General features: G+C 70.5%; 22 protein-coding genes and 1 pseudogene. 9 read left to right on the top strand and 14 right to left on the bottom strand.

What is annotated here, in order from left to right; all coding sequences use genetic code 11:
• Positions 1–279 precede the first annotated feature (279 nt).
• Entirely contained in the window at positions 280–1,041 is a 762-nt protein-coding gene (locus tag ACRXBZ_RS22540) for a hypothetical protein (RefSeq protein WP_433880787.1), read from the bottom strand.
• A 274-nt stretch (positions 1,042–1,315) separates the two neighbouring features.
• Here ACRXBZ_RS22540 and ACRXBZ_RS22535 point away from each other — a divergent pair.
• Positions 1,316–1,525: pseudogene (locus ACRXBZ_RS22535) on the top strand (oxidoreductase); the annotation flags it as partial.
• A 134-nt stretch (positions 1,526–1,659) separates the two neighbouring features.
• On the opposite strand, the gene ACRXBZ_RS22530 reads toward ACRXBZ_RS22535, so the two are convergent.
• A complete protein-coding gene (locus tag ACRXBZ_RS22530) occupies positions 1,660–1,797 on the bottom strand; it encodes a hypothetical protein (RefSeq protein WP_433880786.1) in 138 nt (45 codons plus the stop codon).
• A 23-nt stretch (positions 1,798–1,820) separates the two neighbouring features.
• On the opposite strand from ACRXBZ_RS22530, the gene ACRXBZ_RS22525 reads away from it, so the two are divergent.
• From ACRXBZ_RS22525 to ACRXBZ_RS22500, 6 genes are all read left to right on the top strand, one after another.
• Entirely contained in the window at positions 1,821–2,519 is a 699-nt protein-coding gene (locus ACRXBZ_RS22525; RefSeq protein ID WP_433880785.1) for a ferric reductase-like transmembrane domain-containing protein, read from the top strand.
• Between the two features lie 195 nt (positions 2,520–2,714).
• Entirely contained in the window at positions 2,715–2,963 is a 249-nt protein-coding gene (locus tag ACRXBZ_RS22520; RefSeq protein WP_433880784.1) for an FMN-binding protein, read from the top strand.
• A gap of 47 nt (positions 2,964–3,010) precedes the next feature.
• Complete coding sequence (locus ACRXBZ_RS22515; RefSeq protein ID WP_433883942.1) at positions 3,011–4,015, top strand: sensor histidine kinase; 1,005 nt, start codon at positions 3,011–3,013, stop codon at positions 4,013–4,015.
• Positions 4,016–4,663: 648 nt separating this feature from the next.
• On the top strand, positions 4,664–6,325 hold the full coding sequence (locus ACRXBZ_RS22510) for a DNA repair helicase XPB (protein ID WP_433880783.1): 1,662 nt from the start codon (positions 4,664–4,666) through the stop codon (positions 6,323–6,325).
• A gap of 211 nt (positions 6,326–6,536) precedes the next feature.
• Positions 6,537–7,130 (top strand): suppressor of fused domain protein, encoded by a 594-nt coding sequence (locus tag ACRXBZ_RS22505; RefSeq protein WP_168586325.1) that lies wholly within the window; start codon positions 6,537–6,539, stop codon positions 7,128–7,130.
• 219 nt (positions 7,131–7,349) lie between these two features.
• Positions 7,350–8,339, top strand: a complete 990-nt coding sequence (locus ACRXBZ_RS22500; protein ID WP_433880782.1) for an o-succinylbenzoate synthase — start codon at positions 7,350–7,352, stop codon at positions 8,337–8,339.
• A gap of 74 nt (positions 8,340–8,413) precedes the next feature.
• Here the strand turns inward: ACRXBZ_RS22500 and ACRXBZ_RS22495 are convergent, their stop codons facing one another.
• The 8 genes from ACRXBZ_RS22495 to ACRXBZ_RS22460 all read right to left on the bottom strand — a co-directional run bounded on the left by ACRXBZ_RS22495 (position 8,414) and on the right by ACRXBZ_RS22460 (position 17,429).
• Entirely contained in the window at positions 8,414–9,265 is an 852-nt protein-coding gene (locus tag ACRXBZ_RS22495; protein ID WP_433880781.1) for an SRPBCC family protein, read from the bottom strand.
• 306 nt (positions 9,266–9,571) lie between these two features.
• A complete protein-coding gene (locus ACRXBZ_RS22490; protein ID WP_433880780.1) occupies positions 9,572–10,426 on the bottom strand; it encodes an FAD binding domain-containing protein in 855 nt (284 codons plus the stop codon).
• A complete protein-coding gene (locus ACRXBZ_RS22485; protein ID WP_433880779.1) occupies positions 10,423–12,855 on the bottom strand; it encodes a xanthine dehydrogenase family protein molybdopterin-binding subunit in 2,433 nt (810 codons plus the stop codon). Before ACRXBZ_RS22485 ends, ACRXBZ_RS22490 begins: the two co-directional genes overlap by 4 nt.
• Positions 12,852–13,433 (bottom strand): (2Fe-2S)-binding protein, encoded by a 582-nt coding sequence (locus ACRXBZ_RS22480; RefSeq protein WP_168586320.1) that lies wholly within the window; start codon positions 13,431–13,433, stop codon positions 12,852–12,854. The genes ACRXBZ_RS22485 and ACRXBZ_RS22480 overlap by 4 nt, the downstream gene beginning before the upstream one ends.
• A 398-nt stretch (positions 13,434–13,831) precedes the next feature.
• Positions 13,832–14,950, bottom strand: coding sequence for an XdhC family protein (locus ACRXBZ_RS22475; RefSeq protein ID WP_168586319.1), 1,119 nt, complete (start codon positions 14,948–14,950; stop codon positions 13,832–13,834).
• 176 nt (positions 14,951–15,126) lie between these two features.
• Positions 15,127–16,278, bottom strand: coding sequence for a vWA domain-containing protein (locus ACRXBZ_RS22470; protein WP_433880778.1), 1,152 nt, complete (start codon positions 16,276–16,278; stop codon positions 15,127–15,129).
• A gap of 35 nt (positions 16,279–16,313) precedes the next feature.
• On the bottom strand, positions 16,314–17,201 hold the full coding sequence (locus tag ACRXBZ_RS22465) for an AAA family ATPase (protein ID WP_433880777.1): 888 nt from the start codon (positions 17,199–17,201) through the stop codon (positions 16,314–16,316).
• 45 nt (positions 17,202–17,246) lie between these two features.
• Positions 17,247–17,429 carry a hypothetical protein gene (locus ACRXBZ_RS22460; protein ID WP_433880776.1) on the bottom strand — a complete coding sequence of 61 codons (183 nt, stop codon included), beginning with the start codon at positions 17,427–17,429 and terminating at the stop codon, positions 17,247–17,249.
• 236 nt (positions 17,430–17,665) lie between these two features.
• Here ACRXBZ_RS22460 and ACRXBZ_RS22455 point away from each other — a divergent pair, with 236 nt between their 5' ends.
• On the top strand, positions 17,666–18,223 hold the full coding sequence (locus tag ACRXBZ_RS22455) for a suppressor of fused domain protein (protein WP_433880775.1): 558 nt from the start codon (positions 17,666–17,668) through the stop codon (positions 18,221–18,223).
• A 106-nt stretch (positions 18,224–18,329) separates the two neighbouring features.
• On the opposite strand, the gene ACRXBZ_RS22450 is transcribed toward ACRXBZ_RS22455, so the two are convergent.
• Positions 18,330–20,330 (bottom strand): glycoside hydrolase family 84 protein, encoded by a 2,001-nt coding sequence (locus tag ACRXBZ_RS22450; RefSeq protein ID WP_433880774.1) that lies wholly within the window; start codon positions 20,328–20,330, stop codon positions 18,330–18,332.
• A gap of 252 nt (positions 20,331–20,582) precedes the next feature.
• Here ACRXBZ_RS22450 and ACRXBZ_RS22445 point away from each other — a divergent pair, with 252 nt between their 5' ends.
• Positions 20,583–21,143 carry a hypothetical protein gene (locus ACRXBZ_RS22445; protein ID WP_433880773.1) on the top strand — a complete coding sequence of 187 codons (561 nt, stop codon included), beginning with the start codon at positions 20,583–20,585 and terminating at the stop codon, positions 21,141–21,143.
• Here the strand turns inward: ACRXBZ_RS22445 and ACRXBZ_RS22440 are convergent.
• The 3 genes from ACRXBZ_RS22440 to ACRXBZ_RS22430 all read right to left on the bottom strand — a co-directional run bounded on the left by ACRXBZ_RS22440 (position 21,133) and on the right by ACRXBZ_RS22430 (position 25,185).
• Positions 21,133–21,792, bottom strand: a complete 660-nt coding sequence (locus ACRXBZ_RS22440) for a copper homeostasis protein CutC (protein WP_433880772.1) — start codon at positions 21,790–21,792, stop codon at positions 21,133–21,135. The genes ACRXBZ_RS22445 and ACRXBZ_RS22440 overlap by 11 nt on opposite strands.
• 286 nt (positions 21,793–22,078) lie before the next feature.
• The gene (gene groL / locus ACRXBZ_RS22435) at positions 22,079–23,707 is read right to left on the bottom strand and encodes a chaperonin GroEL (RefSeq protein ID WP_358313654.1); all 1,629 of its coding nucleotides are present in this window, start codon (positions 23,705–23,707) and stop codon (positions 22,079–22,081) included.
• Positions 23,708–23,931: 224 nt separating this feature from the next.
• Positions 23,932–25,185: a serine/threonine-protein kinase gene (locus ACRXBZ_RS22430; protein WP_433880771.1), complete on the bottom strand. Its 1,254-nt coding sequence runs from the start codon at positions 25,183–25,185 to the stop codon at positions 23,932–23,934.
• Between the last annotated feature and the right edge of the window lie 197 nt (positions 25,186–25,382).

Here is a 25,382-nt window from a genome sequence, read left to right as displayed (position 1 = left end):
GCCGCCGGTGTTCGACGTCACCCCGGTGACCCGGCTCGTTTCGCGCCCGGTTCGTCGCAGCGCACCTTGGTCTCGATACCGGCCACCGGGACGTGCAGGCAGTCGCCGAACTCCGGAAACGATCTAGGTCGGGCAAACCTAGTCGAGACGACGGGCCCGCCACGACCGGTCAGCGGAAAAGGCCCGATTTACCGGAAATCCGGGGTCGTGAGTGCGACCGGGCACGGGGACAGGGCTCGGGTACAGGCGTGCCGGGCTCGGTCGCGCACTCACGACCGCTCAGGCGCCCTGGACGTCGCCGAAGCAGACGGTGCGGTCCGCGAAGACGTAGTAGCCCTCGCCCTGCGCACAGGCGATCTTCGGGTCGGTGCTGTTGGCTACCTCGGTCACCTGGTCGTCTGCCGTGCTGCAGTCGATCTTCAGCGGCAGGACATCGACGGAGTCGTTGAACCCCGTGAGGCAGTCGCCCGCCTTGACGTCCAAGACGATGCAGTAGGTCTTGCTGCCGGTGACGTTGCTGTAGTTGTCCCCGCACACCGAGTGGTCGGTGCCGCGCTGGACGTCGACGATCTCGTAGTCCGAGTCCGCGGAACCGCAGGTCGCGGCGTTCATGTCGCCGCCCTTCTCGCTGAGCAGGTCGATGCAGTTGCCGACCGCGAACTGGCTGCTGGAGCTGGTGCTCGTGCTGGAGCTCGTGCTGGAGCTCGTGCTGCCGATGCCGGTCGGACTGCTGCTGGTCGTGCTGCCGGCGTTGTGGCTGGTGTTGCTGCCGCCGTTGCTGTTCACGACCACCAGGATGATCGTCACCACGATGCCGATGACCACCACCGCACCGGCGCCGGCCAGGGCGACGACGAGCCCGGTGCGGCTCTTCTTCGGCGGCATCGGGGGCTGGTTTCCCGCGACGTGGCGCCAGAAGTCGTCCGAGCCGTTCTGCGGCGGGTACTGGCCCGACGGGTACGACCCCGAGGGGTACTGGCCCGACTGCCCACCGTACGGTCCGGACTGCGCTCCGTACGGATCTTGCGGTGGATAACTCACTGCTCCTCCGGTTTTCTGTTCGCAACGAGCAATTTAGCCGAGTTACCCCCACCAACAGTGCCCGATCGGGTGATCGCGGCAATGGTGGAACACGCAGTGGAAGCACGCGATCACCGTTCGCAGCACTCCCGCGTCCCCGCGCCGGTTGCCCGGTGCTTTTCCAAAGTTCTTCCCAGAAACGCGGCCGAGACTCGGCGACGTGCGATCGATTCGGCGCGGGACACGGGCGGGCGACGCGCAGTGGTGGCTCCTGGCCCTGCAGGCGCTCAACGCGATGTGGGTGGTCGACCTCTTCGTGCTCGGCGGCGAGGCCGGCGTGCTGGCCGGTCCGCAGGGCCTGGTGCTGGCGCTGGGCCGGTTGACCGGCCTCGGCGGTGCGTTGGTGCTGGTGCTGCAGCTGGTGCTCATCGCGCGGGTGCCCTGGCTGGAACGACGGCTGGGCATGGACCGGCTCACGAGCTGGCACCGGTGGACGGGCAGCTGGGTCCTCTGGCTGGTGCTCGCGCACGTCGTACTGATCACGGTCGGGTACGCCGAGCAGGACGGCAGCCCGGTGCTTCCGGAGTTCGTATTTGGTGCTCGGAACCCGGGACGTGCTGCTGGCCGCGGCCGGGCACGCTACTGCTCGTCGTGGTCGGCGCCACCTCCGCGCGGGCCGCTCGACGGAGGATGCGGTACGAGACCTGGCACCTCCTGCACCTCGGGGCCTACCTGGCCGTCGTGCTCGGCTTCCTCCCACCAGGTGACGATCGGCAACGACTTCGCTGCCGATCTGGCGGATGGTGCGGCACGACACCCGGGTGGTGGCGGTGGTCCCGGAAGGCCCGGACGTGGTGTCGGTCCACATCGGCGGTCGTCGGCTGGACCGGCTGCCCGCGCGGGCCGGCCAGTTCTTCCTGTGGCGGTTCGTCGCCAAAGGCCTTTGGACGCAAGCCCATCCGTACTCGCTGTCGGCCATGCCGAACGGGAAGACGCTGCGCATCACGGTGAAAGCGCTCGGCGACGGCAGCGCCGCGCTGCGCAACCTGCGGGTGGGAACGCGGGTCCTCGCCGAAGGCCCCTACGGCGCGTTCACCGCCGAGCAGTGCACCCATCGCGGTGTCCTGCTGATCGGCGGCGGAGTCGGGGTGACGCCGATCCGCGCGCTGCTGGAGGAATTCTCCCGAATCCGCAACGACGTCGTGGTGCTCTACCGCGTCCGCGACCGGCAGGACGCGGTGCTGGTCTCGGAGTTGCAGGGGCTGGCGCAGCGGGTCGGGGCCCGGCTGCACGTCGTGATCGGTCCCGCGACCGCGGTCGGCCGCCATGGACCGATCATGGGCCCGCAGCACATCGCCGCCCTGGTGCCCGGTGTCCGGCACCGCGACGTCTTCCTCTGCGGTCCGCCCGGCATGACCGACGCGCTCCTCGGCGTCCTGCGCGACCTCGAAGTACCCCGGGACCAGTGCCACACCGAACGATTCGCCTTCGCGGCCTGAGGAGTGATGACATGCGACGTTTCGTCGTGATCCTGGCCCTCGCGATCGCGGGTTCGCTCCCGCTGTTGCGCTACCAGCCGGACACCGGCGCGGCGACGCGCGCGGCGCCCGCCCCGCAGCCCGCCGCACCTTCGACTCCACCCCAGGCAGGGACCGCTCCCCCCGGGACCGGGCAAGTCCGTCGACGGCTCGCTGGTGCGGACCGAGTACGGGCCCTACCAGGTGCGGGTGGTGTTCACGGGCACCAAGATCACCGACGTCCAGCTGATCACCGAGCCCGCCGACCGGCGCAGCAGGCGGATCGCCGGCGGCGCCGCTCCGGCGCTGCGGCAGGAGGCGCTGCAGGCGCAGAGCGCGAAGCTCGAGGCGGTGTCCGGTGCCACCCCCACCAGCGAGGCCTACGCCGAGTCCCTGCAGGCCGCGATCGACTCCCAGGGCGGGTAGCCGTGGCGAGCGGAACGGGTTCCCACATCCGGCGCGTGGAGCACCTCATGGGCCTGCCGATTTCGATGGACGTGCGGTCGGCCCCGCCACCGGCGCTCGCCGCCGCGTCGCGGGCCTTCGACTGGCTGCGGGAGGTGGACCGGCGGTTCAGCCCCTTCCGGCGGTCGGCGGACGTCGTGGTGGAGGGGCGCGAGTTCTACGTCCGCACCCAGCCGCACGGGGCGGACGTCGTGCAAGCGGTGCTGAGCTTGCGCGACGCGCACGCCGAACGCATCCGCATCATCCAGGCGCTGGTCATCGCCGGAGGCGCGGGCCTGGTGCTCGCCGGCCTGGCCGGAGCGTGGCTGGGGCGGCGCGCGGTGGCACCGCTGGCGGAAGCACTAGCGCTGCAACGGCGTTTCGTCGCCGATGCGAGCCACGAGTTGCGCACCCCGTTGACACTGTTGAGCACCCGGGCCCAGTTGGTCCGCCGCAGGCTCGGCCGAGATGCAGGCCCGGACCGCATCCGGTCCGATGTGGACGGTCTGGTCGCGGATGCCGACCGGCTCGCGACGATCCTCGAAGACCTGCTGCTGACGGCCGACCCGCGCGGCGAGATGCCCCTGCGCCCGGTGGCGCTCACCGAGCTCGCCGAGCAGGCGGTGTCCGCCGCCCGCCCGGCAGCCGAGCGGCAGGGCGTTTCGGTGCGGCTCGAAGCGCCCGGCCCGATCGAGGTCATCGGCTTCGACGCGGGCCTGCTGCGCGCGCTGAACGCGCTGCTGGACAACGCGGTCCGGCACGCGCGAGCGGACGTGCGGGTGGAGCTCAGCACCGACACGCGCTCGACGATGGTCGAGGTGGTCGACGACGGGCCCGGCATCGACCCGGCGATCTTGCCGACGTTGTTCAAGCGGTTCTCCTCGGCCCCCGGCGGCACCGACCGCGGGACCCGGCGCTACGGCCTCGGGCTGGCGCTGGTCAGCGAGATCGCGGCACGGCACGGCGGGTCCGTCTCGGCCCGGCGCCCGGATGCCGGGGGAACCGCCCTGCGGTTGGTCCTGCCGGCCCGCTGAGCCCGCAACCGCAACCGGCGAAGCACCCCGCCACCAGTGCCCGGACGGGCGGTAGCGGCGACGGTGGAATACTGCGTGCGGAGTCCGACAGATGCCCCCGGCATCGCTGATCACCTGCGAAGAAACCGTCCGACCCGAGGGAACTGCGCGCCCCGCGATCGACGGCCCCCTGATCGTCCACACGACGCTACCAAGATCTTATCCTGGTGTCGCTACGACCATTTGACCCCGCCCTAATGCGGCAGCGAGATGTGGAGCACGACGGAGAGACTTATCGCTGCGAGTGGCATGCGAAACAGCACCCCGCACGGAATCGCGTGCACTTCACATTGCCTGAGCAGCGGCTGGGCGGACTGGGCGGACGTATTCTCATCGGAATCTTCGTCGATCATCTGGATACATGACGTATTGACGTATGGAGACCATCGGATTCCGAAAATCGGGGCGATGTCAGTGGACCCGATCAACATGACAGCTTGAGAGCACGATCATGTCGACGCGGTGAGACTCGTCGCCTGCCGTAGGCGGCACCCGGGCCGGGGAGCGCGGTCCGCGATGATGGAATACTGGGTGCGGAGTCCGACAGGTGTCCCCGGCACCGCTGATCACCTGCGAAGAAGCCGTCCGACCCGAGGGAGCTGCGCACCCGTGACCGACGGACCCCTGATCGTCCAGTCTGACAAGACCCTGCTGCTCGAGGTCGACCACGACCTCGCCGACGAGACCCGTACCGCCATCGCACCGTTCGCGGAGCTGGAGCGCGCCCCGGAGCACGTGCACACCTACCGCATCACGCCGCTCGCGCTGTGGAACGCTCGCGCCGCCGGGCACGACGCGGAGCAGGTGGTGGACGGGCTGGTGCGCTACTCGCGCTACCCCGTGCCGCAGCCGCTGCTGGTGGACATCGTCGAGACGATGGGCCGCTTCGGCCGCCTGCAGCTGGCCAACGACCCGGCGCATGGCCTAGTGCTGAACTCGCTGGACCGCGCGGTGCTGGAAGAGATCCTGCGGAACAAGAAGATCAACCCGATGCTGGGCGCCCGCATCGACGACGACACCGTGGTCGTGCACCCCAGCGAACGCGGGCGGCTCAAGCAGCTACTGCTGAAGGTCGGCTGGCCCGCCGAGGACCTCGCCGGTTACGTCGACGGTGAGGCGCACCCAATCATGCTGCAGCAGGACGGCTGGCAGCTGCGCGACTACCAGGCGCAGGCCGTGCAGTCGTTCTGGGCCGGCGGCTCGGGCGTCGTGGTGCTGCCCTGCGGCGCGGGCAAGACACTGGTCGGCGCGGCGGCGATGGCCGAGGCGCAGGCCACCACGTTGATCCTGGTCACCAACACCGTCGCCGGGCGGCAGTGGAAGCGGGAACTGATCGAGCGGACGTCGCTGACCGAAACCGAGATCGGCGAGTACTCCGGCGAGAAGAAGGAGATCCGGCCGGTCACCATCGCGACCTACCAGGTGATCACCCGCCGTTCCAAGGGCGAGTACAAGCACCTGGAGCTGTTCGACTCCCGCGACTGGGGGCTGGTGGTCTACGACGAGGTGCACCTGCTGCCCGCGCCGGTGTTCCGGATGACCGCCGACCTGCAGTCCCGGCGGCGCCTCGGGCTCACCGCGACCCTGGTCCGCGAGGACGGCCGGGAAGGCGACGTGTTCTCGCTGATCGGGCCCAAGCGCTACGACGCGCCGTGGAAGGACATCGAGGCGCAGGGCTGGATCGCGCCCGCCGAGTGCATCGAGGTCCGGGTGACGCTGACCGACAACGAGCGGCTGGAGTACGCCACGGCCGAGGCCGACGAGCGCTACAAGATGTGCTCCACGGCGCGCACCAAGGCCCCGGTGGTCAAGGCGATCCTGGACCGGCACCCGGGCGAGCCCGCCCTGGTCATCGGCGCGTACCTGGAGCAGCTGCACGAGCTGGGCGAGGCGCTGAACGCGCCTATCGTGGAGGGTTCGACGAAGAACAAGGAGCGCGAGGCACTGTTCGACGCCTTCCGGCGCGGCGAGATCAAGCGGCTCGTGGTGTCGAAGGTGGCGAACTTCTCGATCGACCTGCCGGAGGCATCGGTCGCGGTGCAGGTGTCCGGGACGTTCGGGTCGCGGCAGGAGGAGGCGCAGCGGCTCGGTCGGCTGCTGCGGCCGAAGGCCAAGCGCAAGCAGGCGCACTTCTACTCGGTCGTCTCGCGGGACACCCTGGACACCGACTACGCGGCGCACCGGCAGCGGTTCCTCGCCGAGCAGGGCTACGCGTACCGGATCGTCGACGCCGACGACCTGCTCGGGCCCGCCATCCCGGACATCGGGTGACGACTTTTGGGGACGGTCAGCTGTCATCCAAAAGTGTCCGAGTTGGGTCCTGCGGCGGCTACCGTTGCGATGAACGCGCGCAACACCCGATGAGCTGCGCAGGCTCGCCGACTCGGGTGCGGCGCCCGCGGGCTCAGGCGGGGGGCGGCCTCGGGTTTGGGCGCCGGAATGAACACGGGGTGCGGGCGTCCCGCAAGACACTGGAGATCGGATGGCCACCGAGCAGGAACGTGCGGCACTGGGCGGAGCGCACCGATTCGTCGGACTCGCGGAAAGCCTCGAACGCCACGCGGGGGCGCCGACCGGGGCCGAGCCCCCGAACGTGCACGGCACCAACCGCGGCTACGGGCTGGTGTTCTTCCACCTGGAGCAGTACCACCTGACCACGGTGATCAGCACCGGGCTGCGCTTCCAACCGCTGGGCGCCGAACCCGCCCAGGAGCTCGCCTGCACGGTCTACAAGGAGCAGACCGAAGCCGCCCGGCACCTGGTCGACCTCACCGCCGGAGTGCTGGTGCAGCAGCGAACCCACCTGGTGCCGGACCAGATCGTGCCGAACGAGCAGCCGCTGCTGCCGGGCACCGAGTTCCACGGGGTGCTCGCCAGCGGCCACCCGCTGTTCCCGCCGGAGTTCACCAGGTTCACCGATCCGGACGGCGTGGAGCAGCTCCAGGTGTTCACGCTGCTGCCGGTGACCCTCGGCGAGCTGAACTACATCCTGGACAACGGCGTCACCGCGCTGCGCCAGCAGTGGGCGCGGTTCGAGGTGGACGTCTTCGACCTCGGCCGCCCCGGCGTGGTGTAGGTGGGAGTGCAATTTCCATTGAAATCGGACCTTCGATTTCAATGGAAATCGCACTCCGCCGGCGTGTCGTGGGCCGACACGCCGACCGATGTGGACAACTCCTTCGATTTCAATGGAAATCGGATCTCTGATTTCCATTGAAATCGCGGCGTCAGCGGCCGTCGGTCGTTGCGTGCTCTTGACGCGCCGTGGCGGCTGCGTGCTCATTAGGATCGGGTCATGGCCCCTGCGATGATCGACTTGGCGGAGTTGGGCGCGGTGCGGGTGTACGCGCTGCCGATGCGCAACAAGTTCCGGGGCGTCACGGTCCGGCGAGGAGTCCTGCTGAGCGGACCGGCCGGGTGGGGCGAGTTCTGCCCGTTCGAGGACTACGACGACGCCCAGTCGGTGCCGTGGCTGCGGGCGGCGCTGGAGGCGTGCACCGAGGAATGGCCGGAGCCGGTGCGCGACCGCATCCCGGTCAACTGCACGGTGCCCGCCGTGCCGGCGGAGAAGGCCGCGGCGATCGTCGCGGCGTCCGGCTGCGGCACGGTGAAGGTCAAGATCGCCGAGCCCGGCCAGTCCCCCGGTGACGACGTCGAACGCGTAGCGGCGGTCCGCGACGCGCTTGGCCCGGGCGGCGCGATCCGGGTCGACGCCAACGCCGCCTGGGACGTCGAAACGGCGATCACCCGCATCCGCGAGCTGGACAAGGCGGCCGGAGGCCTGGAGTACGCGGAACAACCGTGCCCGACGATCGACGAACTCGCCGCGGTCCGCCGCCGGGTGGACGTCCGGATCGCGGCCGACGAGAGTATCCGCCGCGCCGAGGACCCGCTGCGCGTGGCGGTCGCCGGAGCGGCCGACGTCGCGATCATCAAGGCCACGCCGCTGGGTGGCGTCCGCCGCGCGCTGCGCGTCGCCGAGGCCTGCGGCCTGCCCTGCGTCGTGTCCTCCGCAGTGGAGAGCAGCGTCGGCCTCGCCGCGCAGCTCGCCCTGGCGGGCTCGCTGCCCGAGCTCCCCTTCGCCTGCGGCCTCGGCACGGTGGCGCTGCTCGACGGCGACGTCGTCGCCGACTCGCTGCTGCCCGTGGACGGCCACCTGCCGGTGCTCCGCCGCCCGCCGGTGCCGGATCCTGCTATGGTCGCGGCCGCTACGCCGCCTGCCGATGTGCAGCGGTACTGGCTCGACCGGCTCCGCCGGGTGCACGGCCTGCTCGCGGAGTCGTGAGTCCTGCGGGCCGTTACGGCTGTCTGAAGGACTCACGACTCCGTTAGGAATCGGTCCGGGTGACGGCCGGGCGGTCAGGCGCGGCGGCGCCGGCGGCGCCGGATGATGCGGAACGCGAGGCCGAGGACCACGACGGCCACCGCGACCGGGGCCAGGCGCTTGAGGACCGGGGCTCCCGCCGTGCCGAGGAGGTCGATCGCCTCGTCCGACGGCGCCGCTGCGCCGGTCACCACCGCGTCCGCCTTGCGCGTGGGCTCCTCCTTGGCGGTGCTGGCGAACGTGTCGTGGCTGCCCGCCGGGGTAACCCGCCAGCTCGCCTTGCCCGCCGCGACCTTCTCCTCCGCAGGCGCCGACGCCGCGGCCTTCTCCCCTGCAGGCGCCGACGGCTTGGCCTTCTCCTCGGCAGGCGCCGACGCCGCGGCCTTCTCCGCGCCGCCGGATGCCGGGGCCGCAGCCTCCTTGGCCGGCGCCTCCGCCGGTTCCTCCTCGGTGAGGCGCTTCGCGAGGTTCGCCGCGAACTGATTCAGGATCTTGCCGCCGACCTCGGAGATCAGGCCGCGGCCGAGCTGCGCCGGCTTGCCGGTGACCTTCAGGTCGGTGTCCACCGTGACCGCGGTGGTGTTCCCTTCCGGCTGGAGCACAGCGGCTACCGTCGCGGCGGCGGTGCCGCTGCCGCGCGAGTCCTTGCCGCTGGCATCGATGACCACCCGGCGGGCGGACTCGTCGACCTCCTTGAAGGTGCCGGTGCCCTTGTAGAGCAGGGTGACCGGGCCGAGCTTGACCTTGACCGAGCCGGCGAAGTCGTTGCCCTCGGCCTTGGTGAGCGTGGCGCCGGGCATGCACGGGGCGACACGCTCCGGGTCGAGCAGCGCCTTCCACGCCACGTCGACCGGCACCGGAACGCTGAACTGGTGCTGCATCTGCACTGGAGGGTCCTCCTGGTTCGACCGAGCTCGGCTCGAAAGAGCCGTCCTTCCTGAAGAAGCTGTCTCGAAGATCGCGCCGGACCTTGGGCACCGCCTCAGCTGCGGGATACCCCGTCCATACCCGGCCGCCTCCCTGGCCCGCGCGACCTCGTCACAATCCACTACCAGCTTCCCAGCCCGCGCGGCTGGTGCCTACCCCATTTGGATCATTGCGGTTGACGCATCCGTACGACCTGCGCGACCGCCCGTGAGTCTTTCGGGTTGCCGGGGCGGCTCGAAAGACTCACGGGCGGCTTCGCCTCGGGTCTAGCCGCCCGCCGCGGCGAGCACGGCGCGGCCGGTGAGGACCTCGGCGAGGTGCTCGCGGTAGTCGACGTCCGCGCTGGCGTCGGACGCCGGGCTGGTGCCCTCGGTGGCGTGCCGGGCGGCCGCCCGGATCGCGTCCGCCGTGGCGGGCTGACCGACCAGGGCTTGCTCGACGCCGCGGGCCCGGATCGGCGTCGGGCCCATGTTGGTCAGGCCGATTCGGGCCTCGGCGATCGTCCCCTCGGACACCCGCACCACAGCGGCCACGCCGACGATCGACCAGGCCTGGGCGACGCGGTTGAACTTCTCGTAGTGCGCGCTCCACCCCGTCCACTTCGGCATCCGCACCTCGACCAGCAGCTCATCAGGTTCCAGCGCGGTGGTGAAGTAGTCGACGAAGAAGTCCGCCGCGGGCACGGTGCGCCGCCCGGACGGCCCGGCCAGCACCATTTCGGCGTCCAGCACCAGCGCTGGGGCCGGCAGGTCGCCCGCCGGGTCGGCGTGCGCCAGCGAGCCGCCGAAGGTGCCGAGGTGACGCACCTGCGGGTCGGCGACCGTGCGGGTGGTCAGCGCGAGCAGCTGCGCGTGCTGCTGCACCAGCGGATCGTGCATGACGTCGTGGTGCGTTGTCATCGCGCCGATGACCAGCACGTCGCCTTCCTCGCGCACGCCGCGCAGGGCGGGGATGCGGCCGAGGTCGATGATCAGCTGCGGATCGGCCAGCCGCATCCGCAGCACCGGCAGCAGGCTCTGCCCGCCGGCCAGCACCTTGGCGTCCTCCCCGGCCTCGGAGAGCGCGGCGACCGCTTCCTCCACTGTGGAGGGCGAGACGTAGTCGAACTGGGCGGGAATCACCGGTTACCTCCTTGGACGTCCATCGAGCCGAGTCCGCCGCCGGCTTCCGGCGCGGTGGCGCTGCTTTCGCGGGCACCGGTCACGGCCCGCCACACCCGCTGCGGCGAGCACGGCATTTGCACGTCGTTAACGCCCATCGGCCGCAGGGCGTCGACGACCGCGTTCACCACCGCCGGGGTCGAGGCGATGGTGCCCGCCTCACCGACTCCCTTGACGCCCAGCACGTTCGACGTCGCGCGGGTTTCGGTGCGGTCGGTGATGAATTCCGGCAGGTCGGCGGCCGACGGGATCAGGTAGTCGGCCAACGTCCCGGTCGTCAGCGTGCCGGTCTCGTCGTAGACGGCCTCCTCGAACAGGGCCTGCGCGATGCCCTGCGCCAGCCCGCCGTGCACCTGGCCCTCCACGATCAGCGGGTTGATCACGGTGCCGATGTCGTCGACGCAGACGTACTTGCGGATCTTGACCTCGCCGGTCTCGGTGTCCACTTCGGTCGCGCACAGGTGGGTGCCGTGCGGGAAGGAGAAGTTCTCCGGGTCGAACGTCGCGTCGGCGTCCAGGTTCGGCTCCACCCCTTCCGGCAGGTCGTGCGCGGCGAACGTGGCGAGCGCGATCTCGGCGAGCGCGGTGCCGCGGTCGGTGCCTCGGACCCCGAACCGCCCCGAGGCGAACTCGACGTCGTCCTCGGCGCATTCCAGCAGGTGCGCCGCGATCTTCTTGGCCTTCTCGACGACCTTGTCGGCGGCGCTGACCACCGCCATGCCGCCGACGGCCAGCGACCGCGACCCGTAGGTGTCCATTCCCTTCGGCGAGATCTGAGTGTCGCCGTGCAGCACCTCGACGTCCTCGAACGGGACGCCGAGCCGGTCGGCCACGATCTGGCTCCACGCCGTCACGTGCCCCTGCCCGTGCGGCGAAGTTCCCGTGACGACTTCGACCTTCCCGGTCGGCAGCACCCGGATCGAGGCGTGCTCCCAACCGCCCGCGCCGTAGGACAGCGAGCCCAGCACCCGCGACGGCGCCAGCCCGCACATCTCGGTGAACGTCGAGATGCCGATGCCCAGCTGCACGGGATCGCCGGAGCGCCGCCGCTCCTCCTGCTCCTCGCGAAGCGCCTGGTAACCGAACAACTCCACGGCCTTGTCGGTGGCGGCCTCGTAGTTTCCGGAGTCGTAGGTCAGCCCGGCGACCGTGTCGTACGGGAACTCGTCGTGCGCGATCCAGTTCTTGCGCCGCAGCTCCATCGGGTCCACACCGAGTTCGGCGGCGAGCTCGTCCATCATCCGCTCGATGGCGAACGTGGCCTCCGGCCGGCCCGCGCCGCGGTAGGCGTCGGTCGGGGTCTTGTTGGTGAACACGTTGGTACAGCTGAAGTGGTAAGCGGGGATCTTGTAGATCGCGTTGAACATGAACGCGCCCAGGATCGGGACGCCCGGCGTGACCAGCCGCAGGTAGGCGCCCATGTCGGCGAGCAGCTCGACCTTCAGCCCGGTGATCTTGCCGTCGCGGGTCGCCGACATCGACAGCTTCTGGATCTGGTCGCGACCGTGGTGCCCGGAGACCATCGTCTCGGAGCGCGTTTCGGTCCACTTCACCGGTCGGCCGAGCTTGCGGGCCAGCACGAAGGCGATGACCTCCTCCGGCGTCACCTGCAGCTTGCCGCCGAACCCGCCGCCCACGTCCGGCGCGATGACCCGGATCTTCTGCTCCGGCACGCCGAGCGACATGGACAGCATCAGCCGCAGGATGTGCGGCACCTGGGTGGCCGACCACATGGTGATCTGCTCGCCGGTCGGGTCGACGACCACGGAGCGCGGCTCCATGAACGCCGGGATCAGCCGCTGCTGCCGGAAGGTCCGGTCGACGCGGACTTCCGCGCTGCTCAGCGCCTGTTCGACGTCGCCGCCGGTGCCCGCCTCGGCCGAGTCGAACGTCCAGGTCGCGTTGCGGTTGGTGCCCAGGTCGTCGTGCACCAGCGGCGAATCCGGCTGCAGCGCCGCTGCCATGTCGAGCACGACCGGCAGGTCCTCGTAGTCGACGTCGATGGCGTCTAGCGCGTCGCGCGCCTCGGCCGCGCTGCGCGCCGCCACCACGGCCACCGCTTCTCCGGCGAAGCACACCTCGTCCACGGCCAGCGGCGGCGCCGCCGGGGCCTTCATGTCCTCGGTGATCGGCCACGCGCACGGTAGGCTGCCCTGCTCGTCGGCGATGTCGCGGCCGGTGAAGACCGCTGAAACGCCGGGCATCCGCCGCGCCTCGTCGGTGTTGATCGACGTGATCCGGGCGTGCGCGACCGGACTACGCAGGATCGCCAGGTGCAACGTGCCCATCGGGGTCAGGTTGTCGGTCCAGCGGGTGCGGCCGGTGATCAGCCGCGCGTCCTCCTTGCGTTTGCGGGCGCGCCCGAGCTCGGGTTCCAGGACTGATGTCATGACTGCCGACCTCCCGTCACCCTCGTCTCGACGTGCTCGTCAGCAGGCGTTCGCGGGACGGGAGCTTGTGACTGTGCTTCTCCGGGGGCGTGCTCCACCGCGGGGCCGGCGCCCGGCTGCATGCGCTGCGACGCGTCGCGGACCGCGCGGACGATGTTCTGGTATCCGGTGCAGCGACAGAGGTTTCCCTCCATGCCTTCCCGGATCTGCTGGTCGTCGGGTTCGTGCACCTCGGCGAGCAGGTCCAGGGCCTGCATGATCATCCCGGGCGTGCAGAACCCACACTGGAGGGCGTGGTTGTCGTGGAACGCCTGCTGCAAGGGGTGCAGCCGGCCGTCTTGGGCGAGCCCCTCGACGGTGGTGACGTCGTGCCCGTCGGCCTGCACCGCAAGCACCGAGCACGATTTCACGCTGTGGCCGTCCAGGTGGACGGTGCACGCGCCGCAGTTGCTTGTGTCGCAACCGACGACGGTGCCGACTTTGCCTAGGCGTTCGCGGAGGTATTGGACGAGCAGCATGCGCGGCTCGACCTCATCGGAGTATTTGGTGCCGTCGACGTTGACGGTGATGCGCGGCATTTGGGCGGCCTCCTCGGAGGAACTGGCCCGCGGTGCGCGGACGGTCGGGAACGGACTGCTCCGCCTGGGTGACGGGCGTCACCCGTGAGCCTGCTACGCCGACCGATCGCGAGCAAGCGCGCTCACGAGTGATGGTGAACAAGCCCGTCGACTTCGGAGAGTCGCATGCCGCGACCGCGGCCACTGCGGGAGCCGGAGCCACTACGAATGCCGCAGCCACTACGAATGCCGGAGCCACTGCGAGTGCCGCAGCCACTGCCTCGCCCGGCGGCCCGGTCCGTCCTCCGCAAGTTCCATTGAAATCGAAGGTCCGATTTCAATGGAACTTGCGGAAGTTGTCCACAGCCGTAGGAGGTTGTCCACAGCCGTCGGCGTGTCGTGACGTCGAAGACGAATGCTCACGAGTGATGGTGGATGGGCCCCTCGACATCGGAGAGCCGCACGCCGCGACCGCCCCAGCGCAGCGCGATCAGCTCGGCCGCGATGGACACTGCGGTCTCCTCCGGGGTCCGCGCGCCCAGGTCCAGGCCGATCGGCGAGGACAACTTGGCAAGTTCGTCCCCGGTCAGGCCCTGCTCGCGCAGCCGTCGCAGGCGGTCCTCGTGGGTGCGGCGGGAACCCATCGCCCCGACGTAGCCCAAGTTCTGCCGCAGCGCGGCCTCCAGCACCGGCACGTCGAACTTCGGGTCGTGGGTGAGCACCATGACTGCGGTCCGCTCGTCCAGGCGCCCGGCCTCCGCCTCGGCGGCCAGGTAGCGGTGCGGCCAGTCGACGACCACGTCGTCCACGCCGGGGAACCGGCTGTGCGTGGCGAACACCGGCCGCGCATCGCAGACCGTGACCCGGTAGCCGAGGAAAGCGCCCATCCGGGCCATCGCGGAGGCGAAGTCGATCGCGCCGAACACCAGCATCCGCGGCGGCGGCTCGAAGGAGTTCACGAACACCCGCAGCCCTTCGCCGCGGCGCTGCCCTTCCGGGCCGTACTCGATGACGCCGCTGCGGCCGCTGGCCAGCATGCCGCGCGCATCGTCGACGACCGCGTCGTCTATCCGCGCCGATCCCAGGCTGCCGCTGGTGCGCTCGCGCCACACCAGCAGGTGTGACCCGACCTTGCTCTCGTCCGGGTGCTCCAGGACTGTCGTGACCGCGACCGGCTCCTCGGCCCGGACCGAGGCCGCGACGGAATCGAGTTCCGGGAAGGTCTCGCGGTCCACCCGCTCCACGAAGACGTCGAGGATCCCGCCGCAGGTCAGGCCGACGGCGAAGGCGTCGTCGTCGCTGACTCCGTAGCGCTGCAAGACAGGATCGGCGCCTTCCAGCACGCCGGTGGCCTCCTCGTAGACCGCGCCCTCGACGCACCCGCCGGAGACGCTGCCGACGGCCTCGCCACCGCTGGTCACCAGCATCGACGCCCCGGGCGGCCGCGGCGCCGACCGGAACGTCGCGACCACGGTGCCCAGCCCGACGGCCTCGCCCGCTTCCCACCGCTTGCTCAACTCGTCCAGCACGTCACGCACAGCGCACCTCCGCTTCCGCAACGCCTCCCGGCGCAGCGCCATTTCCGCCGGACCGCAACTCCGGCGCGTCGCCGGGCTTGGGGGGTGGGGCGAACGGCCTGTTTACCTCGCCTATTGAGGCGAACGGTCCGTTCGCCTCACCGCGCCGTGCCGGAATGCGTGCCCCGGCTACCCGGTCAGTTCTGCCCAAGTCCGACACTTCGCTCCTCCGGTGCCATCCCCGGCTGGGACAACCGGCGCACCCACGACCACACGTCCTCCAGCGAACGCAGGCTGTGTCCCGCCACCATCCGGTCAACGTGCGGCATGGCCGCGACAATCCCGGACTGCACCGGCTGGTAACCGTCGTGCCCGGCGTGCGGATTCGCCCAGATCACTGCCCGAGCCAACCGCCGCAACCGCCGCATCTGGTCGCCCAGCTCGGCCGAGTCGCCGCGCTCCCAGCCATCGGAGAACAGCACGACGACCGAACCGCGCGCGATGCCCCGCTGCCCCCACCGGTCCAGGAACACCCGGAGCGTCTCGCCGAGCCTGGTGCCACCGGAGAAGTCCGGCACGGCACGGGAAGCCGCCAGCAGCGCGGCCTCCGGATCGCGCTGCCGGAGCTGCCGGCTCACCCGCGTCATCCGGGTGCCCAACGTGAAAACCTCGGTGCTGGCGGGCGAACGCCGAACCACAACGTGCGCGAACCGCATCAGCGCATCCGCATACGGGCTCATCGACCCCGAGACGTCGATCAGCAGCACCACCCGGCGCGGTCGCCGAGAACGCTTCTGGCGCTGCAACCGCAACGGCTCGCCACCGGAACGCAGCAGCTCGCGGAGCGTCGCGCGCGGGCTGAGCGGGCCGCGCTTGCTGCGCCGATGCCGCAACGCGGGGCGCGACGGCGGCTCCGGGCGCAGCACCGCGAGCATGCGCCGCAGGTGCTCGCGCTCCGCCGCACCGAGCTCCGCGAGGTCGCGACGGCGGAGCACCTCGGCTTCGCTGGCGGCGGCGGCAAGCGGCTTGTCCGCGTCGCCGTCCTGGTCGCCGCCAGCAGCCGCGGAGAGCGCAGCGATCCGCGCCGGACGCGGCAGCGGACGGCCCGGCGACTCGGCGGGCAGCGCAGCGCCGCCGAACCAGCAGCCGAAGGCTGCGTCGTAGCGCGGAACGTCGTCCGGTTCGGAGCACAGCGTGATGCGGCCGGCCCAGTAGACCGCGGAGCGGTCGTCGAGGCCGACGTGCTCGGTGGCGGCGAGGAAGGCCTGGACGCGGGTGGGGCCGCAGGCCATCCCGGAGTGCCGCAGGGCGCGGGCGAACCCGACCAGACCGGTCGCGGTGTGCTCCATCAGCCCCCTCCTGAACGTTCCGCTTCGATGGACGGTCAGGGCGCCACGATGCCCGCGGCGCGGACCCTTTCGGTGTCTTCCCGGTATTTCAGCACCGCGCCCAGGGTGGTCGCGGCGATCTCGGTGTCCAGTTCGTTCTGGTCCAGCGCTTGCAGCGCCTGCGCCCAGTCCAGCGCCTCCGCCACCCCGGGCGGCTTCAGCAGCTCCATCTGCCGCATCCGCTGCACCGCCGCGGCCACCTGCTCCGCCAGCCGGGCGTCCAGACCCGGCAGGCGGCGTCGCAGGATCGCCACCTCCCGCTCCAGGTCCGGGTGCTCCAGCCAGTGGTAGAGGCAGCGACGCTTCAGCGCGTCATGCACTTCGCGGGTCCGGTTGGACGTCAGGATCACGATCGGTGGCTGCGGCGCCCGCACCACTCCGAACTCCGGAATGGTCACCGCGTATTCCGACAGCACCTCCAGCAGGAACGCCTCGAACTCGTCGTCGGCGCGGTCGATCTCGTCGACCAGCAGCACGCAGGGCGACTCCTGCAACGCGCGCAACAGCGGCCGCGCCAGCAGGAACCTCGGCGTGTACAGCGAAGATTCGGCGGCGTCGGCGTCCATCTCGCCCCCGGAAGCCGCCTCCAGGGTGCGCAGGTGCAGCAGTTGGCGCGGGAAGTCCCAGTCGTATAGCGCTTGCGCGGCGTCGATGCCCTCGTGGCACTGCAACCGGATCAGGTCCACCCCGAGCGCCGTGGCCAGCGCCAGCGCCAGCGCCGTCTTGCCGGTGCCGGGTTCGCCCTCGCACAGCAGCGGGCGGCGCATCCGCATCGCCAGGAAGGCCGCCGTCGCAATGCCATCGTCGGGCAGGTAACCGGTCTCGTCCAACGCCGTCGCGACCTCGGCCGGGGATTTCATGTCGAGCGTGTCATCCACCGCCATGCCGCCGAGCGTATGCGAACAACCGGCCCCAAGGCGATCATCCGATCATCCGGCAAGCAGGTCCCGGACCGCGTCGCCCACTCTGCCAACCTCCAAGGCGGGGATCGGCTCGCCGCGCACCAGGTACCGCCGGACCACGGCGTAGGGCAGGTCGATCACCGTGCCCGGCCGCTGGATCCGGTTCCGCTTCACCGCACCGCGCGGCTTCGACGGGATCCACGAATTCACCGTGCACCGTGAATCCGACGGCACCTCGCTGCACCACCTGCTGTCCATGCACGCCCGAGGCCCCGCGCGAATCGCCTGGCCGATCCTCTGGCGACCGCTGCACGATGCGGTGCTCGAGGACTGCCTCGACTGCGCCGAGCGGAACACCACCGGAACCGTGCGCGCACCGGCCCGCTGGTCGTGGTGGGTGCGCTTGCTCGTTTCCGTAAGATCACGGGGATTTCGGAGGTTGGTGCATGAGCCGGTTCAGCGGGTTCCCCGCGCACGTTGAGACGCACATCGGCCGGGTCCGCGGTGCCGACAGCCGGGACGCCAACGGCCGCGATCGGGGTTACTACCTCGTCTACTGCGACCACCCGGACGGCGCGCACGTCTCGGTGCTGACCAGCGGCCTGCGCGACCGCACCGCGGGCGCGCCGTTGCCGCAGGAGCTCGTGTGCACGTTGCAGGCGGGCCAGGAGCTCTACGCGCGGCACCTGACCGGCGTGATCGCCGAGCTGCTGGTGGAGAGCAACAGCAGGGTCGGCTACGGCGCGCTCATCATGAACGACCGGATCCTGTTGCCGGACACGGAGATCTGCGGCGCGCTCGCCGCACCCCACCCCTACCTCGGCGACTCGTTCGACGTCCTGCTCAGCGATGCCGGCGAACCGGTCCTCCAGCTGATCACGCTGGTCCCGATCACCCGGGACGAGGCGCAGCTGGTGGCCCGCTACGGCCGAGACGCGCTGTACGACCGCTGGGAGCGGGAGAGCTCCAACCTCCTTGACATCCACCGCCCCTCCGCTACTTGACTTGTTCGAGGACTCGTTTTGCAGGGCGGCGCAAGTGGCGGAATCTGGCCGTGCGCGGTTTTGGGCGCTATAGCACCGAAAAGCGCGCACGGGACCTACCGCGGCGTCACCGGATGCCGGGCGCCTGTTCGACGAACTTGTCCAGGACGCCGTCGCCGACCAGGACCTGCCCCTGGGGGCGGACCTCGCCGGGCGGGGTCCGGATCTGCTTGGCCCGATCCGCGAACTGCCGAGCCGCGGCGAAGCGATCGAAGGTGCGCCCCTCGTCGCCGTCTGCCCGCGCCTGGAGGCCGTCCACGGTGGCAACCAGCGCGTCGCCCCAGAGTTGGGTAGCCGTCAGCCATTGCTTCACGTCGCCGGCGAAGTCCGCCGGCGCGCCCTTGCCGATCTGCTCCGGGGCGTCCGCGATCGCCTGCGCGTAGCCGCGCAGCTCCCGCACCGCGCCCGCGCGATCGCCGCGCTCCCAGCCGACGCGGAACTCCTCGATCCGCCGCGCCAACTCCGGCGCCTGCGGCAGCCACGGCCGACCGCTGGGCAGCGGCGCCATGTGCTGCAGGTCGAAAAACACCATCAGCGCATCGACGGTCGCCGGGTCGGCGACCAGCCCGGGCTGCCCGGCCACCCGCTTCCCCGCCAGGTACCCGGCCGCCGCCCGCCAGGCCCGCTGCGGGTCGAAGGCCGCGTCGTTCCAAGCGAAATCGGCCGCGCCGAGCTCCACGACCTTGCTCGCCGCCGCCAGGTTCATCGGGTTGGACACGTCGCCGACGAGCTGCCCGCTCAACCCCCGCTCCCGCTTGTCGTACGGGCCGAGCAGCACCCGCCCGACGGAGCCGTCGAAGTCGTTGACCGGGTAGTTGTCCCACAGGAAGAGCTTGCGCCCCCAGACCTTCTCGGCCTGCTGCGCATCGGAAACGGTGATCTGGCGCGGGATCACGCCGTCGCCGGTCCACATCACCACCACCCGCGGGTCGAGCGCCGAGCGCATCGCGGTCTTGTACGCCGAGTCCTCCACGTCGGAGTACTCGGTCGGCACGAACTGCAGCGGCGCCACACCGGGATGCGCGTCGACGAACTCGCGCTGCACCCGGTTGAGCAGCTCCACCTGCGCCTTCCCGGCCGCGCCCTCGGACGGCTGGCCGTACTTCGCCTGGTCGCCCGGGCAGTTCCAGCGGGTGTAGGAGATGTCGTCCAGCGGCACGGAGAAGTCGCGGACGCCCTCGTCATACACCGCTTGCAGCTTCGCCAGCAGCGCGCGGAAGTCCGCGTCGTCGCTGTAGCAGATGGAGGTGCCCGGTGAGAGGGCGAAGGTGAACTTCACGTGGTGCGCCTGGGCCTGCCGGATCAGCTCCTGCACCTGGGCGAGCTCGTCCGCCGGGTACGGCTCGCGCCATTTCTCCCGGTGATACGGGTCGTCCTTGGGCGCGTAGATGTAGGTGTTCATCTTGACGTCGCCGTAGAAGGCCAACTGGTCCATGCGCTCGGCATGCGTCCAAGGTGGACCGTAGAAGCCTTCGACGGCGCCGCGCAGCGGCATCGACGGGTGGTCGACGATGCCGACCCCGGAGATCCGGCCCGGCGAGGCGATCTGGCGCAGCGTCTGCACGCCGTAGTAGGCGCCGGCCGCGTCGGATGCGCCGATGAACAGGATCGGGCGGTTGCCGCCTCGCCCGGCCAGCACGTAGCCCTCGGGCGGCAGCGGCGCGGGTGCGGCGTAGCCCAGCTCTTGCAGGCCCTTCACCACCGACGGCGAGTTCCGGTCGCCGATGCGGATGCTCAGGACGCTGTCGTCGGCGGGCGTGCCGGGCTCGCGCACCGTCACCCCGCTCGCCCCGGCGAGCGTCAGCACCTGGACCGCGAGGTCGCGGGTGGGCTGGTCGACGAGCGGATCGACGACCACTTCGACCCTGCCCAGCACCGGGATGTCGTCGCCGAGCCGCTTCATCTCCTGTGGCTGCGGCGTGACCTGCGGCAGGCCGGTCGCGGGTAGCGACTGCGGCGGCGGCGCGGTCGGCGGCGGCGCCTGCGGCGCGGTGTTCGTGCAACCCGCCAGCACCACGCTCGTGAACGCCACGACGAGCGCCGACCACCGGACCTTTCGACCGAGCATGTCCCCTACCTCAACCTGGACTCCCACCGGCCCCCAGGACATCACACGCCGATTACGCCCGCCGACGCACCCGAAACTAGACACCTCGAAATAATTCGTGATATAAATGATTTAATAAACGAACGATACCTGAAGGCGGAGATCACCATAACCACCCAACAGGCCCCATCCCGGCAGGTCGGCCCGCCGCTGCTGATCGTCGGCATCGTCTTCGTCGCGCTGTTCCTGGCCGGACTGGTCATCTCGACCGCCATGGCGGGCGGCGCGACCTACCCGAGTCCCTTCGAAGCACCAGAGATCGTCGAGCGCTACGTGACGGCGCACGGCGGGGCGGCGGCGGTCGCCGGGTTCTTCCAGCTCGCCTCGGCCTTCCCGCTGCTGGTGTTCACCGCGACTGCGGTGCACCGCCTGCGCGCCACCGGCGCTTCCGTGCCCGGCACCTACATCGCGCTGGTGGGCGGCGTGCTCAGCGCCGGATTCACGATCCTCAGCGGACTGTTCCAGTGGGTCGTCTCCCGGCCGGTCGTGCTGAGCAGTCCCGACGCGATGCACCTGGCCCACCAGGTGTCCTTCGCCCTCGGCGGGCCGGCCTACGCGGCATCCTTCGGCCTGCTGGCGGCCGGGCTCTCGGTGCCGGTGCTTGTCATGCGGCGCGGGCCGCGCTGGGTTGGCTGGCTCGGCCTGGCCGTCGCCGCCGTCGGCATGCTGTCCACGCTGACGCTGATCGTCCCGGCCTTCTCCTACCTGATCCCGCTGACCCGGTTCCCCGGTTTCATCTGGCTGATCGCGATGGCCGCGACGCTCAGGCGGTGAGGTCCCGCCAGCTCCGCACCCGATCGGCGCGCACCGACCCGTCGGCGCGGGCACCGGCGCCGATGTGGAAGGCGCGCGCCCCGGCGGCCCGCAGGTCGGCGACGTGCTCCTGTCGCAGGCCGCCGCCGACGAGCAGCGTCACGCCGTCGATGTCCTGCCGCGCGGCGAGTTCGCGCAGGTCGGCAAGGCCCTCGTCGACCCCGCCGGGGGAGCCGGCGGTGAGCACGGTGTCCGGGCCGAGCGACACCGCGTGGTCCCAGGCGAGCCGGTACTGGGCGGAGTGGTCGACCGCGCGGTGGAAGGTCCACGGGCAGCCTGCGAGCTCTGCGACGACATCGCGGGTCGCGCCGACGTCGACCTGGTCGTAGTCGTCGAGGAACCCGAGCACGAACTCCTGCGCCCCGGCCGCGCGCAGCTCTCCGACCCGCCGCCGCAAGGCGTCGACGTCCGCGGCGAAGTCGGGCTGATCGCGCACCATGACCCGAACCGGCAGATCCGTCGCCGCGAGCACGCTGCGGACGGTGGCCGGATCCGGTGTGAGGCCGTCGGCGGGCAGCTCCCGCACCAGCTCCAGCCGGTCGGCGCCACCCTGCTGAGCGGCCTCAGCTTCGGCGGCGTCGAGCACGATCACTTCCAGCAAAGCACCCACACCGGCACCGTAACCGGACGCTGGAAGACTGTCGACGTACACTTGTTTTGTCTGGTCAAGACCAATGAGTCCGTGAATCGCGACCCAAGTGCTCCCGGATGCTCCCGGCGAGGGGCCGCAATTTCCATTGAAATCGAAGGTCCGATTTCAATGGAAATTGCGTGGTACGGAGACCGGACGGCGTGTGCGGTTCCCCCTCGCAGGACGAGCGTGGAAACAGCCACGAACGACCGAAGGGCCGCCCCCGAGCGGGGACGGCCCTTCGAAAACGCGGCAGCAGCGTGGATCAGAAGTCCATGCCGCCCATGCCACCGGTCGGGTCCGGAGCGCCGGCCTTCTCCTTCTCCGGCTTCTCCGCGACCACGGCTTCGGTGGTCAGGAACAGCGCGGCGATGGAAGCGGCGTTCTGCAGCGCCGAGCGGGTGACCTTGGCCGGGTCGAGAACGCCGGCCTGGACCAGGTCCTCGTACTCGCCGGTCGCGGCGTTGAGGCCGTGACCGGAGGTGAGGCCCTTGACCTTCTCCGCGACGACGCCGCCCTCGAGGCCGGCGTTGATGGCGATCTGCTTCAGCGGAGCCTCGACGGCGATCTTCACGCTGTTGGCGCCGGTCGCCTCGTCACCGGTCAGGTTGAGGCCGTCGAAGGCAGCCTGCGCGGCCTGCAGCAGCGCGACGCCGCCACCGGCAACGATGCCCTCCTCGACCGCAGCCTTGGCGTTGCGGACCGCGTCCTCGATGCGGTGCTTGCGCTCCTTGAGCTCGACCTCGGTCGCCGCACCGGCCTTGATGACGGCCACGCCGCCGGCCAGCTTGGCCAGCCGCTCCTGCAGCTTCTCGCGGTCGTAGTCGGAGTCCGAGCGCTCGATCTCGGCGCGGATCTCGTTGACCCGACCGGCGATCTGCTCGTCGTCGCCGGCACCCTCGACGATGGTGGTCTCGTCCTTGGTGACGACGATCTTGCGGGCACGGCCCAGCAGGTTCAGGTCCGCGTTCTCCAGCTTGAGGCCGACCTCTTCGCTGATGACCTGACCACCGGTCAGGATCGCCATGTCCTGCAGCATCGCCTTGCGGCGGTCACCGAAGCCGGGGGCCTTGACCGCGACCGACTTGAAGGTGCCGCGAATCTTGTTGACGACCAGGGTGGCCAGCGCCTCGCCCTCGACATCCTCGGAGATGATCAGCAGCGGCTTGTTCGCCTGCATGACCTTCTCCAGCAGCGGGAGCATGTCCTTGACGTTGGAGACCTTGGAGCTCAGCAGCAGGATGTACGGGTCCTCCAGGACCGCCTCCATCCGCTCCGAGTCGGTGACGAAATAGGGCGAGATGTAGCCCTTGTCGAAGCGCATGCCCTCGGTGAGCTCCAGCTCCAGGCCGAAGGTGTTGCTCTCCTCGACGGTGATGACGCCTTCCTTGCCGACCTTGTCCATCGCCTCGGCGATCAGCTCGCCGATCTGACGGTCGCCGGCCGAGATCGCGGCGGTGGCGGCGATCTGATCCTTGGTCTCGATCTCCTTGGCGTTCTTGAGCAGCTGCTCGGCGATCGCCTCGGTGGCCTTCTCGATGCCCCGCTTCAGGGCGATCGGGTTGGCGCCGGCCGCGACGTTGCGCAGACCCTCGCGCACCAGCGCCTGGGCCAGCACGGTGGCGGTGGTGGTGCCGTCACCCGCGACGTCGTCGGTCTTCTTCGCGACCTCCTTGACCAGCTCGGCCCCGATCTTCTCCCACGGGTCCTCGAGCTCGATCTCCTTGGCGATAGAGACACCGTCGTTGGTGATGGTCGGCGCGCCCCACTTCTTCTCGAGCACGACGTTGCGGCCCTTCGGCCCGAGCGTCACCTTGACGGCGTCAGCGAGGGTGTTCATGCCGCGCTCTAGACCGCGGCGGGCGTCCTCGTCAAACGCGATCATCTTGGCCATTGCGGTGTGGTCCTCCACCTGTCTGGACGCCGCGGTGGTGGGTTTGCGCACCCCACGGCAGGACTCGTGCTCGGCCAGGCTCGGTGCCCGCGACGGACGACCGTGCGGCGGCGCCGTCGGGTGGCACCGCCGGAGACGGCCTCACCGTCCCGGCCTGGCACTCAACCTTGCTGAGTGCCAATACCGTGTTTAGCACTCTCACCGGTCGAGTGCAAGCGCGACCGTCAGCGGGTCGGCACCGAAGTCGGCAGGTGGTTGTTGTTGTAAGAGGAGGTTTCCGACGTCGTCGAGTCCGTGCCACTGCCGCCGGAACCGCCGATGGAGTTGGCCATCACAACGAAGATGACCACGATGACCACCAGCGCGACACCGGCGAGCACCGGCACGATCCACTTCGCCGAACCGCCCGACTTGGTCGCGAACGCCGCCGAACCGGCCGGGATCGGCGGGCGCAGCCGAACCGGGTCGTTGCCCGGCGGCGGCAGCGGGCGCGGCGGCGGCTGATACCGCGGGTAGCCGGGCGGCGCAGGCGGGCCGGGCGGCGCGGACGGGCCGTACTGGACCGGCTGCGGGCCGGACATCGGAGCCACTGGGGCCGCCGGAGCCGCCGGAGCCGCCTGGCGGGACGGTGGCGGCGTGTCCCCGGACGCCGGACCGAGCGCGGCGCGGGCCGCCGCGACCAGCTCCTTGCAGTTGCCGAAGCGCTGGTCGGGGCTCTTCGACATGCCGCGGCGCAGCACCTCGTCGATGCTGCCGGGCAGCACCACCAGCGCGGTCGCGGGCGGCGGCTCGGCGCCCAGGTGCCCCTGGATGACCTCCTGCACCTGCCCCCGGAACGGCGACCGTCCCGTCAGGCAGGCGAACAGCATGCAGCTCAGCGCGTACTGGTCGGTGCGGCCGTCCACCGGCTCGCCGCGCAGGTGCTCGGGGGCCGCGTAGGTCGGCGAGCCCAGGAAGTCGCCGCTGGCGGTGCGGTGCCCGGTCGCGCCGCGTCGGGTGAGCCCGAAGTCGGCCAGGTAGACATGCTCGTGGACGGATTCGCGCGAGGTCACCAGCACGTTGGCCGGCTTCAGGTCGAGGTGCACCAGGCCGCGCTCGTGCAGCATGTCCAGCGCCTCGGCGACTTGGGAGAGCAGTTCCAAGGCGCGCTTGGGCGAGATCGGCCCGTCCTTGATCAGGCTGGCAAGGTCGGACCCGTCGACCAGCCGCATCGCGATGTAGAGCATGCCGTTGACCTCGCCGAAGTCATACAGCGGCACGATGTTCGCGTGGTCGATGGCGGAAGTGTTGCGCGCCTCGTCGACGAACCGCTCGCGGAACTCCGCGTCACCGGTGATGTGCTCGCCCATGACCTTGAGCGCGACCTTGCGGCCCAGACGGGTATCGGTGGCGCGGTACATCACGCTCATCCCGCCGCGGCCGAGCACTCCGTCGATCTTGTAGTGGCCGAGGCGCCGCCCGGTGAGGTCTTCCGACACGCGAAGCAGCCTAACGTTTCGAGACCACGCCCGTCTTTCGGTTCGGCAACACCGTCTCGGGTTCGCCCGCACCATGACTAGTCCGATCCCGGACCAGCCGAACGCGCCGCGGCCCGGCCCCCCATCCAGAGGAACCGGGCCGTGCGCATGATGTTCTTTCGCGAAGCGGCGGCAGCCGATCGCGGTGCGGGCTCGGC

This window comes from Saccharopolyspora hattusasensis, assembly GCF_050972075.1.
Taxonomy (GTDB): domain Bacteria; phylum Actinomycetota; class Actinomycetes; order Mycobacteriales; family Pseudonocardiaceae; genus Saccharopolyspora; species Saccharopolyspora hattusasensis.
The sequence above is the reverse complement of the archived record's forward strand: the minus strand, read 5'-3'. Positions and strand labels throughout refer to the sequence as shown.